We start from the raw sequence: 12,953 nt of genomic DNA on the forward strand, positions 1-12,953 counted from the left end.
AGCTGCCGAGCAGACGGAAGGCGAGGGTGATGCCGCCTGGTCTTTTTCTGATGGCTATCTGGCTGATCGATAAACGCTTTTTTCGGGTATCGACGGCGTCGATGGTCACTATCCCGAGATGTGCCTTTTGCCGTTCTGGGGCGTGCGTAACATGACAACCGTAGCCAGTTACTTGCCCCCTCTTAAGGAGAACGATCATGAAAAAGCAAATCCTCGCCAGCCTCGTTATCGCCACCCTGTCGGCCAGTGTATTCGCTCTGCCACAGATCTCCGCGCAACAGTCCGCCGCTCCGGTCGTGGCCGAAGATGGTGCTGATCGCGTAGGCATCAATCGTGTCGCCGAAGGCGGTGCCGAGCGTACTCTGGAGCGTTTCCGCGTAGCCGAAGATGGCGCAGATCGCGTTGGTCTGAACCGTATCGCCGAAGGTGGCGCAGATCGTGTTGGTCCGAACCGCGTAGCCGAAGGTGGTGCTGACCGTGTGGGTCTTAACCGCGTAGCCGCAGACGGTGCTGATCGCGTTGGCCTGAACCGCGTAGCCGCAGATGGCGCTGACCGCGTTGGTCTGAACCGCGTTGCCGCAGATGGCGCCGACCGCGTAGGTGCCAGCCGTATCGGCTGATCCGGTCATCCATCACGCGGGAGCAGTCGTATGCCGCATAGCAGTTAGGAAGGGCGCCCCGAATCGGCGCCCTTTCTTTTTCACCCATTCTCCACACAATCTCCACGCTCGCCCCATACGCCACCCACCGCCGCTACCCAGACTCTGCCGTACCTTCACTCGCTACGGAGAGCCGTACCATGAGCCGTTCCCTGGGCTTCAAGCTGGGCGCCATCGCCCTGCTGATTCTGCTGCTGATGATTCCCCTGCTGATGATCGATGGCCTGGTCGACGAACGTCAGGGCCTACGCCATGAGGTGCTGCAGGACATCGCTCGCAGTTCCAGCTACCGCCAGCAGATCACCGGGCCGATCCTGGTGCTGCCGTATATCAAGACCACGCATGAGTGGAAGACCAACGAAAAGACCGGCGAGCGCTACAGCGAGGAGCGTCAGCGTCGCGGCCGCCTGTATTTCCTGCCGGAGCGCTTCGTGCTCGAAGGAACGGTCGGCACCGAGCTGCGAGCGCGCGGCATTTACGAAGCGCGCCTGTACCGCAGCGACAGCCAGGTCAGCGGTCAATTCCGCCTGCCGGCACGCCTCGGACTGGGCGACGACCTGGGTTTCTACCGCTTCGATAAACCCTTCCTCTCGGTCGGCATCAGCGATATCCGTGGTATCAGCAACGACCTGCAACTGCGCCTGAACGGCCAGACCCTGAGTTTCGCACCGGGCAGCGGGGACGATAACTTCGGCGCCGGCGTGCATGCACCGCTCCCTGCTCTGGATGCGCAGGGTGGGCAGACGCTCGAGTTCGCCTTTGATCTGAAACTGCAGGGCACCGAGCAGCTCTCGATAGTGCCGGTCGGGCGTGACAGCCGGGTCAAGCTGAACTCCGACTGGCCGCACCCGAGCTTCGTCGGCGAATACCTGCCGAGTAGCCGTGAGATCAGCGCTGCGGGTTTCACGGCCGAGTGGCAGACCAGCTTCTTCGCCACCAATCTGGAGGAGGCTTTGCGTGACTGCGTGGGCAGCGAGCGTTGCCAGGGGCTGTTTGGCCGCAACTTCGGGGTGAGCTTCGTCGACCCGGTCGACCAGTACCTGAAGACCGACCGCGCGATCAAGTATGCGCTGCTGTTCATCGCCCTGACCTTCGCCACCTTCTTCCTCTTCGAGGTGCTCAAGCGCCTGGCCGTACACCCGGTGCAGTACGCCCTGGTCGGCCTGTCGCTGGCGCTGTTCTACCTGCTGCTGTTGTCGCTCTCCGAACATCTGGATTTCGCCCTGGCCTACGGTCTGTCTGCCAGCGCCTGCGTCGCTCTGATCGGGTTCTACGTCAGTTTCGTGCTGCACAGTTGGCGGCGCGGGTTGGGCTTCGGCAGCCTGCTGGCCGCGCTGTACGCCATGCTCTACGGCCTGCTCAACGCCGAGGACTACGCCCTGCTGATGGGCTCGCTGCTGGTGTTCGGCGTGCTCGGCAGCGTGATGGTGCTGACCCGCAAACTGGACTGGTACGGCGTCGGCCGCAGCGCTGCGCAGGCCTGAATCTGAATGGCGCGGTCACTACAAGCCGCGCCTCTTGTCGGAGGTGATCCCCATGCGTCTTCTCATGCAATTTTCCGCCTGCCTTGGGCTCGGTCTGGTGGTGGCGGTGATGATCCTCATCGGCCTGATGTTCTGCGGCTGGTTCAATCTGATCGACGGCCTGTTGCTGACCGGCAAGCCGCTCGCAAGCCTAAGCCTGATGGTGCTGCCGGAGGGTTGCTGGAGTGCCCTGACCGGCATCCAGAACGCTGAGAGCAACGGTACGCTGCGTTCCTTTCTGTCGCTGTGCGCGGCGTTGGGCCAGGTCGGCCTGCTGCTGGCGCTGGGCTTCATGCGCCTGTGGTATCGGGTATGAGCGGGCATATCGGTTTGCGCGAGGATACGCGTGCCGGGCATCTGCTGGCGCTGCGCATTGCCTGGCTGTTTCGCGATGGCCGTCATGGGCAGTGGGCAGTTAGCGGCGTAGACTCGCGCCGGGATGAACCGGAGGCTCTCAAGGATGAAAACTTTATTTGCCGCAGCCCTGGGCTGCTTGCTGCTGAGCGGCGCCGTACTGGCTGACGATTGCCGCCAGCGCCTGCCGGCCTGGATCGAGATGGCCCATCCGGGCCATGCGCTGGAAGACCAGCGCGGGCGCTATCGTGTGGACGCCGAGCGCAGCATCTGCAAGGTCTGGCCGGCGCGGCCTCAACTGACCCTGCTTGCGATGCCGCTGGTGCGCGCCGAACACGATGGCTACGGGGAAACGGACCTGGAATTGCTGGTGTTCGATAGCGCCAGGCAGCGTTTCCTGGTGCGCCTGGTCGAGCCCAATCGGCTGGATTGGGATGCGGTTTTTATCGAGGATTTGAGGTTCGATACCGCGCCTTATCGCCTGCGCGCAGACGATATTGCATTCGGTGTGCGGATATCGCGGCGCGGCAGTTCGCGGCCCAATCCGTTCTATGAAACCCGGCTCGATCTTTACCAGCTGGACACCGATAGCCTGCGCCCATTGTTGAGCGAGTTACCGGTGAGAACGGCTGGAGGCGAGTGGGATACCAACTGCAGCGGAGCGTTCAGCGAAACCAAGGGCGTGCTCATCATCACCGACCGGGTTGGGCACGGCGGGTATCGCGATCTGCTGCTGAAGAACACGCGTGTCGAGCGGCGTATGGCGCTGATCGACGGCGAATGCCAGACCGTCGAGGAAAACTCCCATCGCTATCAGTTGCCCATCGAGTTTGCTGAGGACCGCTATCTGCTGCCGATCGAACTGGTCTCCGATCCGCTCTGAAGGCATGTATTCGCCGCTCTTGCCATCCCTTTACGGCAAAACCTTATCCGCCTGGTCTGCGCCTGAAGGCAGATAGCGTCGTAGGTGACGGTATGTAGCCCGGATTTGATCCGGGAATGGTGTGCCGAGCCATCCCCGGATGGCATCCGGGCTACGAGGTGACAAGCCAGGGTGAACCGCGTTCCCCTGGCGCTCGGCTTTACAGACTGACCGAAATTCCCGCCTGCAGCGTGCGCGGTTCGCCCGGGTAGGACCAGACGTTCCAGGCGCGCTCTTCATAGTGCTTGTCGAACACATTGTTCAGGTTGAGGTTCAGGCGCACGTTCTCGGTCAGCGGGTAGTAGGCCAGCAGGTCGACCAGGCCGTAGCCGTCCATATCGAAGGTGTCGTTGCTGGTCTGCCCCTGACGTTCGCTGACGTACTTCAGGCCGATGCCCAGGCCCAGGCCGGCCAGCGGGCCGCCATCGAACTCGTAGGTGTCGAGCAGGTTGAAGCTGTGCCGTGGCACGTTGGCCAGGCGCGAGCCCACCGGCATGGTGGCGCTGGTGCTTTCGGTGACTTCGGCGTCGACATAGGCATAGCCGCCGATCACCCGCCATTGCGGAGTGATGTTGCCGGCCAGGTTGATATCGAAGCCGCGGCTGCGCACTTCGCCAGCGGCGATTTTGCGAGAGGTATCCACCGGATCGTCGGTCAGCACGTTTTCCTTGACGATATGGAACGCCGCCGCGGTCAGGCTCAGGTCGCGGTCGGCCATGTCGTACTTGATACCGACTTCATGAGCGACGCCTTCTTCCGGATCGAAGGCATTGCCCAGGCGATCTGCGCCACGGTTGGGTTTGAACGAGCGCGAGGTGTTGGCGAATACCGCCAGCTCGTCGGTGAGGTCGTAGATCAGGCCGAAGCGCGGCGAGACTGCATTGTGCGCCTGATCCCAGCTGCCGCTGCGGTTGAGCTTGTTCACATAACTCTGCTCGAAGCGCTCGATGCGCGCGCCTACCTGCGCCTTGAGGCGTTCGGTCAGGGCGATCTGGTCCTGCAGATAGAAGGCGTAAGACTTCAGCGTCTCGGCATCGTGAGTGGTCGGAGGAGAGACTAAACCGGGCAGCGGCTGGCCATGTACCGGGTTGTACAGGTCGATGGGGTAAGCGTTGCCGCCTGGCGAGCGGATGATCAGCGAGTTGTAGTTGAACTTGTCGTATTCCACACCCACCAGCAGGGTGTGGGCGAAGCCGCCAAGGTCGAAGTTGCCTTCGGCGTTGGCCTGGGCATTGACGTCGTTCCAGTTCAGCCAGCGCTCGTTGTAGTTGCGCCCGACCACGCTGCTGCCAGCGGCCAGGCCGCGGTAGGCGTTGCTGTTGTTCTCCACGGCGCCGCCGGACAGCTCGCCATCCAGGTACTGCACGCCGCCGCGCAGCGTCCAGCTGTCGTTGAGCAGGTGTTCGATGCGCAGCTGGGTGGTGGCATTGGCGTTGGTCAGCTTGCCGGCGGCTTCCTCGCCGAGGAAGCGATCGCGCGGCAGCTTGCCCTGCTGGTTGGCGTAGCGGGTGACGCCACGGTCGAGCGGATGGCGGTTGTGCAGGTAGTCGCCTTCGAGGGTGACGGCGGTGTCCTCGTTGAGCTGCCAGTGCAGCACCGGGGCGACGTTGTAGCGCTCGCTCTCGACGTCATCGCGGAAGCTGTCGCCGCCCTCGGCCACCAGGTTCAGTCGATAGGTGAAGGCGGCCTGTTCGTCCAGCGCACCGGTGGTGTCCAGCGTGCCGCGGCGCAAGCCCTCGCTGTTGACCTGGCTGCCCAGTACGGTGCGGCGCTTGGCCTGCGGCTGCTTGCTGACGATGTTGAAGGTGCCGCCTGGATCGCTGCGACCGTAGAGCATGGCCGCCGGGCCGCGCAGCACTTCGATGCGCTCGATGGTGCTGGCGTCGGGCATGTTCGGGTAGCCGCGGTTGACGGCGAAACCGTTGCGGTAGAACTCCTGGCTGTTGAAGCCGCGAATCAGAAATTCGGTCAGACCCTGGCCACCGAAGTTGTTGCCGCGCTCCACGCCGCCGGCGTAGTCGAGCGCATCCTCCAGACGCACTGCGCCGATGTCCTGCACCACTTGCGCCGGTACCACGCTGATCGACTGGGGAATCTCGTGAATCGGCGTATCGGTACGGGTGGCACTGGCCGAGCGGCTGGCCCGGTAGCCATCCACCGGGCCGTCGGCCTGCTCGCTGGGGGCGGTGATCTGCATTTCTTGCAGAGCCAGCGGCGTGTCGTTTTCAGTGCTGGCGAAGGCGGTGTGACTGGCGAGAGCGGGTAGGGCGAGAAGCGGTACGACCAGGCGTCGCATGGTTTGAATCCTTGGGGCGTAGGGGTAGGTGAGGGCCCGGGATTCTAGTGTTTTAGAGAATCGCTATCAAATGAGTTTTTATCTTATTCGTAAACTTTTCAGCCGCCATTTCTCTTCTACGGTTTTGCTGTTCGAGATCAGTGTTGGAAACGTCGTGATGCGGCTACTACCAATGTCTATCTGTCGGACGGTGCTGGCCTGCTGCTAGCTTGAAGCTGCATCAGAATAACAATAACCGGAGGCGTCTATGACTTCTGAACAAGCAAATGCCGCGGCCTACTGGAAGGCCAACGTGCGGCTCATCACCTGGAGCCTGATCGTCTGGGCGCTGGTTTCCTACGGATTCGCCATGATCCTGCGCCCGATGGTCGCGGGAATCTCCGTTGGCGGTTCCGACCTCGGATTCTGGTTCGCGCAGCAAGGCTCCATCCTCTTCTTCATCGGGCTCATTTTTCACTACGCGTGGAGACTGAACAAACTCGATAAAGAATTTGGCGTCGAGGAGTAAGCGGTCATGAGCCAATTCGTAATCAACATGTTGTTCGTAGGCGCGTCCTTCGCGCTCTACATCGGCATCGCCATCTGGGCGCGTGCCGGCTCCACCAAAGAGTTCTACGTCGCCGGCGGTGGTGTGCATCCGGTCACCAACGGCATGGCGACTGCCGCTGACTGGATGTCCGCTGCATCCTTCATCTCCATGGCGGGCCTGATTGCCGCCGGCGGTTATGCCAACTCCACATTCCTCATGGGCTGGACCGGCGGCTACGTGCTGCTGGCGATGCTGCTGGCACCCTACCTGCGCAAGTTCGGCAAGTTCACCGTGCCGGATTTCATCGGTGATCGCTTCTACAGTCGTGGCGCGCGCCTGACTGCGGTGATCTGCCTGGTGATCATCTCCGTGACCTACGTGATCGGCCAGATGGCCGGTGCCGGTGTTGCCTTCTCGCGCTTCCTCGAAGTGAGCAACTCCACCGGTATCTGGATCGCCGCGGCCGTGGTATTCGCCTACGCCGTATTCGGTGGCATGAAGGGCATCACCTACACCCAGGTCGCTCAGTACGTGGTACTGATCGTGGCCTACACCATCCCGGCGATCTTCATCTCCCTGCAGCTGACCGGTAACCCGATCCCGCCGCTGGGCCTGTTCGGTGACCACGTCGAATCCGGCGTGCCGCTGCTGCAGAAGCTCGATGAAGTGGTACGTGAGCTGGGCTTCGCTGCCTACACCGCGGATGTCGACAACAAGCTGAACATGGTGCTGTTCACCATGTCGCTGATGATCGGTACCGCCGGTCTGCCGCACGTGATCATCCGCTTCTTCACCGTACCGCGCGTGGCCGATGCCCGTTGGTCCGCCGGCTGGACCCTGATCTTCATCGCCCTGCTGTACCTCACCGCTCCGGCCGTTGCCTCCATGGCGCGTCTGAACCTGGTGACCACCATCTATCCGGAAGGCACTTCTGCCCCGGCCCTGTCCTACGAAGAGCGTCCTGAGTGGGTCAAGACCTGGGAAACCACCGGCCTGATCAAGTGGGAAGACAAGAACGGCGACGGCCGCATCCAGATGTACAACGATGCCGCACCGGCCTTCACCGCGACCGCTCAGGAGCGTGGCTGGAACGGTAACGAGCTGACCGTGAACAACGACATCCTGGTTCTGGCCAACCCGGAGATCGCCAACCTGCCTGGCTGGGTAGTCGGTCTGATCGCGGCGGGCGCCATTGCCGCGGCATTGTCGACGGCGGCTGGCTTGTTGCTGGCGATTTCTTCGGCGATCAGTCATGACCTGATCAAGACGCTGATCAATCCGAAGATCAGCGAGAAGAACGAGATGATGGCGGCGCGGATATCGATGGCCTGCGCAATCTTGCTGGCGACCTATCTGGGCTTGAATCCACCCGGGTTCGCCGCGCAGGTGGTGGCGTTGGCCTTCGGTATCGCTGCGGCAACCCTGTTCCCGGTACTGATGATGGGGATCTTCTCCAAGCGCATGAACGACAAGGGCGCGATCTGCGGTATGGTCGCCGGCCTGGTAGTGACGCTGCTGTACATCTTCACCTACCTGGGCTGGTTCTTCATTCCGGAAACCAACATGCTGCCCAATACCCCGGACCAGTGGTTCATGGGTATCTCCCCGGCTTCCTTCGGTTCCGTCGGCGCCCTGATCAACTTCGCCGTTGCCTACGGCGTATCGATGGTCACCGCCGAGCCGCCGCAGGAAATCCAGGATCTGGTGGAAAGCGTGCGTACCCCCAAAGGTGCTGGTGCCGCTCTGAACCACTAAGCATAATCCTGGCCTGACGCCATCTGTCGATGGTCCAGGGTCTGACAGACGGGCCTCCACTGGAGGCCCGTCTTTTTTCGGGAACAGTCATATGTTGTGGACTTTGCTTGCCATCGTGGTGGCGGGGCTCGGCGCTGCCGGTATCGCTCTGCTGCTGCGCAAACTGACGCGTAACAAGCTGCCGAGGTGGATCGTGCCACTGTTCGGTGGCCTGGGAATGCTGAGTTACCAGGTGTTCTACGAGTACTCCTGGTTCGAGCACCAGCAGGCGCGTCAGCCCGCGGAGTCGGTCGTCGTTGCGACCGAAGCGGGTCACGTGTTCTGGCGCCCGTGGAGCTACTTCGTGCCGATGGTCACCGCCTTCACCGTGCTCGACAGCAAGAGCGTGGTGCGCGAGCAGGTGGCGGATGCGCAAGTGGCCGAGTTCATGCTCTACCGTTTCGAGAAACAGCACATCGATCACGTGTCGCACCAGGCGCATCTGCTCAACTGCACGACAGCCGAACTGTTGCCGCTGGACGATAAGCAGCAGCCTAAGGTCGCTCAACTCAAGCGTGTCGACAAGGACGAGGTGCTGTACCAGCGCGTCTGCATGTAGAGCGAATTCATTCGCGATGATTTGCCTCGGTGAAGGCCATGGTCGCGAATGATTGGCTCCCACCCTAATCGGCAAAGGCCGGGCGCAACGCCTGGCCTTTCATAGATGCAGATCAATGTTCGTCTGCGCAGCCTGCCTAGAATCGCCTGCTTTGCCTTGCATGCAGGTGTTTCATGTCGTTTTCCCCCGAACTGCTGTCGCCGGCCGGCACGTTGAAGAACATGCGCTACGCCTTCGCCTACGGCGCCGATGCGGTGTATGCCGGGCAGCCGCGCTACAGCCTGCGCGTGCGCAACAACGAGTTCGACCATGCCAACCTTGCGCTCGGCATCGATGAGGCGCATGCGCAGGGCAAGCAGTTCTACGTGGTGGTCAACATCGCCCCGCACAACGCCAAGCTCAGGACCTTCCTCAAGGACCTGGCGCCGGTGATCGAGATGCGCCCCGATGCGCTGATCATGTCCGACCCCGGCCTGATCATGCTGGTGCGTCAGCACTATCCGCAGATGCCGATTCACCTCTCGGTGCAGGCCAATGCGGTGAACTGGGCCAGCGTGGAGTTCTGGCGCCAGCAGGGGCTGACGCGGGTGATCCTCTCGCGCGAGCTGTCGCTGGAGGAAATCGAGGAGATCCGCAGCGAGGTGCCGGGCATGGAGCTGGAGGTGTTCGTCCACGGCGCACTGTGCATGGCCTATTCCGGGCGCTGCCTGCTGTCGGGCTACATCAATCGCCGCGATCCCAACCAGGGCACATGCACCAACGCCTGCCGCTGGCAGTACCAGGCCACGCCGGCGAGCGAGAACGAGCTGGGCGAAATCGTCCGCGTGGTCGAGCCGACCCTGGGCCAGGGCGCGCCGACCACCCAGGCATTCGTGCTGCAGGAGGCAGGGCGGCCGGACGATGAAATGACCGCCTTCGAAGACGAGCACGGCACCTACATCATGAACTCCAAGGACCTGCGCGCGGTGCAGCACGTCGAGCGCCTGGTGCGCATGGGCGTGCATTCGCTGAAGATCGAAGGGCGCACCAAGAGCCATTTCTACGTGGCGCGCACCGCGCAGGTCTACCGCCGCGCCATCGACGATGCGCTGGCCGGCAAGCCGTTCGACCCGAGCCTGTTGGGCAGCCTGGAGTCACTCGCGCATCGGGGTTACACCGAGGGTTTCCTGCGTCGCCACGTGCATGACGAATACCAGAACTACCAGCGCGGCAGCTCGGTGTCGGAGCATCAGCAGTTCGTCGGCGAACTGACCGGCGAACGCCGTGGCGAGCTGGCCGAAGTGCGGGTGAAGAACCGCTTCGCCGTCGGCGACGGCCTGGAGCTGATGACGCCGCAGGGCAACCTTCGTTTCGGCCTGGAGCACCTGCAGAATGCTCAAGGGCAGGCGCAGCCGGTGGCGCCTGGCGATGGCCACGTCCTGTATCTGCCGCTGCCGGCGGATGTGCAGCTGGAATTCGGGCTGCTGATGCGCGATCTCTAGGTTTTCGTAGGGTGGATGACGCTCCTTTCACCCACCATGAGGGCAACAACCTTGGTGGATGGGTGAAGCGTCATCCACCCTACAAGCACCTATTACATCGCGTGCTGGCGGCGTCGCCGGCTGGCCAATTGACGCTCCAATTCGCAGAGGCTGTCGATGCCTTGGCGGCGCGCCTTGCTGAACAGCATCAGCGCCAGTTCGGCGGTAACCAGCGCATCGGCGCTGGCGTTGTGGCGTTGGTGCACCTGCAGACCAAATTCGGCAACCCACTCGTCCAGCCCGCCCTGGCGGATGCGTGCCTGCGGACACAGCAGCGGGGCAATTTCGGCAACATCGAAGAAATTGTGCTGCAGGCGATAACCCAGGCTCTGGCGCAATGCCCGGGCCAGCATGCGCTGGTCGAAGCCCGCGTGGAAGGCCAGCAGCGGGCTGCTGCCGACGAACTCCATGAAGTCCAGCAGCGCCTCGGCGGGGTCGACGCCGCGGGCCACTTCACTGGGGGCGATGCCGTGGATCAGGGTGCTGGCGCTGGCCTGATGATCGGGCTGGTGCAGGGTGCATTCGAACTGTTCGGCGAAGTCGATGGCGCCGTTGTCGATCACCACCGCGCCGATGGCCAGCACCTGATCACGGCGCATGTTCAAACCGCTGGTTTCCAGATCGAGCACGACAAAGCGCTGCTCATGCAGGGGGCGTTCGTCGAATGCTGCCGGTGCGCTCAAGGTCTGGCGACGTTGCAATTGCTGCTGGGTCAGGGCCGGACCGCGGCCGGTGAACCAGGTGAACCTGCTCATAGCTGATACCTCATGGCCAGGCTGCTCTGCAGGCGCTGCGCCTGGCGGAACGACTCGCGCAGAATACGCCGGTCCAGGTGGTTGAGGTGGTCGGGATCGACCCGATTGGAATAGGGCAGCTCGTCGCGCGCCTGCAATTGGTGCTGCTGCATGCGCGTCTGCTGAATGAAATGGTAGGCCTCTTCATAGGCGGCGCCATCCAGCGCATCGATCACCCCCTTGGCGATCAGCGCGCGCAGGCGTTCCATGGTGCCGACCGCGCCGATGCCATTGGCCAGCGCCAGCAGGCGTGCCCCGTCGACGAAAGGCGTCAGGCCCTGCACCTTGAGGTCGAGGGTGTCCTTGTCGGCGCCGGAACGGGCCACCACGAAATCACGGAAGCGCCCGACCGGCGGGCGCTGACGCAGGGCATTCTCGGCCAGCATCTTCTGGAACAGGCTGTTGCTGGCGACGCGGCCGAGCAGCTCGCTGCGCAGTTGCTCGCAGCCTTCGTCCGGGCCCCAGATGGTGCGCAGGTCGAAGTAGATCGACGAGCCCAGCAGGTTCTCCGGCGTGGCTTCGAGGACGAAGCCGGCGAAGCGCCGTGACCATTCCTGGCGCGACAGGCACAGCTCGGGATTGCCGGCCATGATGTTGCCCTTGCACAGGGTGAAACCGCACTGTGCCAGGCGCTGGTTGATCTCGCGCGCGATCGGCAGCAGGCGCTCACGAATCGCGGCAGCCTCGGCGGCATCGCTGGCCTCGAAAAGAATGCCGTTGTCCTGGTCGGTGTGCAGGGTCTGTTCGCGGCGGCCTTCGCTGCCGAAGCACAGCCAGGTGAAGGGGATGCCGGGATCGCCCATTTCCTCGAGGGTCAGCTCGATCACCCGGCATACGGTGTGGTCGTTGAGCAGGGTAACGATATGGGTGATCTGCGTCGAGCTGGCGCCGTGGGCGAGCATGCGATCGACCAGCAGGCGGATGTCGCTGCGCAGCCCGGCCAGGGTCTCGACCTTGCCGGCATGGCGAATGGTGCGCGCCAGATGCACCAGGTCGACACGCTGCAGGCTGAACAGATCGCGCTCGGAAATCACCCCGCGGAGTTTCTCATGCTCCACCAGGCAGACGTGGGCGATATGCCGCTCGGTCATGGCGATGGCGGCATCGAAGGCGCTGGCATCCGGCGCCAGATGGAAGGGGTTGGGCGTCATCAGATTGCCGATCGGCTGGGCCAGGTCGACGCCGTCCGCGACTACCCGGCGCAGGTCGCGCAGGGTGAAAATGCCCAGCGGCCTGTCGGCCGGATCGAGCACCACGATGCTGCCCACGTGCTGTTCGTGCATCAGTCGCACGGCATCGCGCAGCGGCGTGTCGGGCGCGCAGCCGATGGGTTGGCGCATGGCCAGTTCGCCCAGGCGGGTGTCCAGCGAATATTGCGCGCCGAGGGTTTCGACGGCGCGCAATTGCGCCTGCTGGTTGACCTGGTCGAGCAGGCTGCTGACCCCGCGCAGGGCGAAGTCGCGCAGCGGGTTGGAGACGGCGAATAGTTTGACGAAGGCGACCTTGGCCAGCAGCAGGCAGAAGGTGTCTTCGGCGGCCAGATGCTCGGTGCGCGTGGCACGCTCGCCGATCAGCGCGGCCAGGGGAAAGCACTCGCCGGCGGTGATCTCGAAGGTGGTCTCGGTGCCGCGACGGGCGCTGTGCGGGCGCTCGCCATGCACGCGGCCCTGTTTGACGATGTAGAAGTGTTCGACCGGGCCGTCGCTGGGCTTGATGATCGAGTCGCCCTCGGCATAGAAGCGCAGCTGGCAATGCTCGACCAGAAACGCCAGGTGAGCGGTGTCCATCTGGTTGAAAGGCGGGAACTTCTGCAGGAACTCCATGGTGCCGTGGATGTTCTGCAGCACCGCTGTCTTGCCCGCATCGGCCATCGCGTCGGCCTTGCTCATGGGCTTGCGCCTCGCAGTTTCGGGATGTTGTCAGTGTGGTGCGGTCTCGGCGCTTTGCCCATTGCACCTAAGTAGGGGGCGCAGCTCCCGCCGAGAAGGCAGCCCTGTGGGAGC

General features: G+C 63.1%; 11 protein-coding genes. 8 read left to right on the top strand and 3 right to left on the bottom strand.

What is annotated here, in order from left to right; genetic code table 11:
* Window positions 1–197: 197 nt before the first annotated feature.
* The 4 genes from B3P22_RS23790 (at window position 198) to B3P22_RS03360 (ending at window position 3,419) form a co-directional block, all read left to right on the top strand.
* Entirely contained in the window at window positions 198–620 is a 423-nt protein-coding gene (locus tag B3P22_RS23790) for a phage infection protein (protein WP_296269860.1), read from the top strand.
* Window positions 621–799: 179 nt separating this feature from the next.
* A complete protein-coding gene (gene creD, locus B3P22_RS03350; protein ID WP_296269861.1) occupies window positions 800–2,143 on the top strand; it encodes a cell envelope integrity protein CreD in 1,344 nt (447 codons plus the stop codon).
* A 52-nt stretch (window positions 2,144–2,195) separates the two neighbouring features.
* On the top strand, window positions 2,196–2,498 hold the full coding sequence (locus tag B3P22_RS03355) for a hypothetical protein (RefSeq protein WP_296269862.1): 303 nt from the start codon (window positions 2,196–2,198) through the stop codon (window positions 2,496–2,498).
* Window positions 2,499–2,642: 144 nt separating this feature from the next.
* The gene (locus B3P22_RS03360) at window positions 2,643–3,419 is read left to right on the top strand and encodes a hypothetical protein (protein ID WP_296269863.1); all 777 of its coding nucleotides are present in this window, start codon (window positions 2,643–2,645) and stop codon (window positions 3,417–3,419) included.
* 199 nt (window positions 3,420–3,618) lie between these two features.
* On the opposite strand, the gene B3P22_RS03365 is transcribed toward B3P22_RS03360, so the two are convergent.
* Window positions 3,619–5,754, bottom strand: a complete 2,136-nt coding sequence (locus tag B3P22_RS03365; RefSeq protein ID WP_296269864.1) for a TonB-dependent siderophore receptor — start codon at window positions 5,752–5,754, stop codon at window positions 3,619–3,621.
* Window positions 5,755–6,001: 247 nt separating this feature from the next.
* Here B3P22_RS03365 and B3P22_RS03370 point away from each other — a divergent pair, with 247 nt between their 5' ends.
* From B3P22_RS03370 to yegQ, 4 genes are all read left to right on the top strand, one after another.
* Window positions 6,002–6,262, top strand: a complete 261-nt coding sequence (locus B3P22_RS03370; RefSeq protein WP_037003603.1) for a DUF4212 domain-containing protein — start codon at window positions 6,002–6,004, stop codon at window positions 6,260–6,262.
* 6 nt (window positions 6,263–6,268) lie between these two features.
* Window positions 6,269–8,038 (top strand): sodium:solute symporter family protein, encoded by a 1,770-nt coding sequence (locus B3P22_RS03375; protein WP_197856852.1) that lies wholly within the window; start codon window positions 6,269–6,271, stop codon window positions 8,036–8,038.
* A gap of 91 nt (window positions 8,039–8,129) precedes the next feature.
* Entirely contained in the window at window positions 8,130–8,636 is a 507-nt protein-coding gene (locus B3P22_RS03380) for a hypothetical protein (RefSeq protein WP_296269865.1), read from the top strand.
* A 173-nt stretch (window positions 8,637–8,809) separates the two neighbouring features.
* On the top strand, window positions 8,810–10,117 hold the full coding sequence (gene yegQ, locus B3P22_RS03385; protein ID WP_296269866.1) for a tRNA 5-hydroxyuridine modification protein YegQ: 1,308 nt from the start codon (window positions 8,810–8,812) through the stop codon (window positions 10,115–10,117).
* A 92-nt stretch (window positions 10,118–10,209) separates the two neighbouring features.
* Here yegQ and B3P22_RS03390 read toward each other — a convergent pair whose 3' ends face one another.
* Together B3P22_RS03390 and B3P22_RS03395 are read right to left on the bottom strand one after the other, a co-directional pair.
* On the bottom strand, window positions 10,210–10,911 hold the full coding sequence (locus B3P22_RS03390; RefSeq protein WP_296269867.1) for a 3'-5' exonuclease: 702 nt from the start codon (window positions 10,909–10,911) through the stop codon (window positions 10,210–10,212).
* Window positions 10,908–12,839: a putative nucleotidyltransferase substrate binding domain-containing protein gene (locus B3P22_RS03395; protein ID WP_296269868.1), complete on the bottom strand. Its 1,932-nt coding sequence runs from the start codon at window positions 12,837–12,839 to the stop codon at window positions 10,908–10,910. Before B3P22_RS03395 ends, B3P22_RS03390 begins: the two co-directional genes overlap by 4 nt.
* Window positions 12,840–12,953 lie beyond the last annotated feature (114 nt).

This window comes from Pseudomonas sp. UBA6323, assembly GCF_002439135.1.
In the GTDB taxonomy this organism is placed as follows: domain Bacteria; phylum Pseudomonadota; class Gammaproteobacteria; order Pseudomonadales; family Pseudomonadaceae; genus Aquipseudomonas.

Bases quoted from the DNA above. Each gene is read 5' to 3' on its own strand.
- B3P22_RS03395 (WP_296269868.1), bottom strand. From the start codon at position 12,839: ATGAGCAAGGCCGACGCGATGGCCGATGCGGGCAAGACAGCGGTGCTG.
- yegQ (WP_296269866.1), top strand. From the start codon at position 8,810: ATGTCGTTTTCCCCCGAACTGCTGTCGCCGGCCGGCACGTTGAAGAAC.
- B3P22_RS03365 (WP_296269864.1), bottom strand. From the start codon at position 5,754: ATGCGACGCCTGGTCGTACCGCTTCTCGCCCTACCCGCTCTCGCCAGT.
- B3P22_RS03360 (WP_296269863.1), top strand. From the start codon at position 2,643: ATGAAAACTTTATTTGCCGCAGCCCTGGGCTGCTTGCTGCTGAGCGGC.
- B3P22_RS23790 (WP_296269860.1), top strand. From the start codon at position 198: ATGAAAAAGCAAATCCTCGCCAGCCTCGTTATCGCCACCCTGTCGGCC.
- B3P22_RS03375 (WP_197856852.1), top strand. From the start codon at position 6,269: ATGAGCCAATTCGTAATCAACATGTTGTTCGTAGGCGCGTCCTTCGCG.
- B3P22_RS03355 (WP_296269862.1), top strand. From the start codon at position 2,196: ATGCGTCTTCTCATGCAATTTTCCGCCTGCCTTGGGCTCGGTCTGGTG.
- creD (WP_296269861.1), top strand. From the start codon at position 800: ATGAGCCGTTCCCTGGGCTTCAAGCTGGGCGCCATCGCCCTGCTGATT.
- B3P22_RS03370 (WP_037003603.1), top strand. From the start codon at position 6,002: ATGACTTCTGAACAAGCAAATGCCGCGGCCTACTGGAAGGCCAACGTG.
- B3P22_RS03390 (WP_296269867.1), bottom strand. From the start codon at position 10,911: ATGAGCAGGTTCACCTGGTTCACCGGCCGCGGTCCGGCCCTGACCCAG.
- B3P22_RS03380 (WP_296269865.1), top strand. From the start codon at position 8,130: ATGTTGTGGACTTTGCTTGCCATCGTGGTGGCGGGGCTCGGCGCTGCC.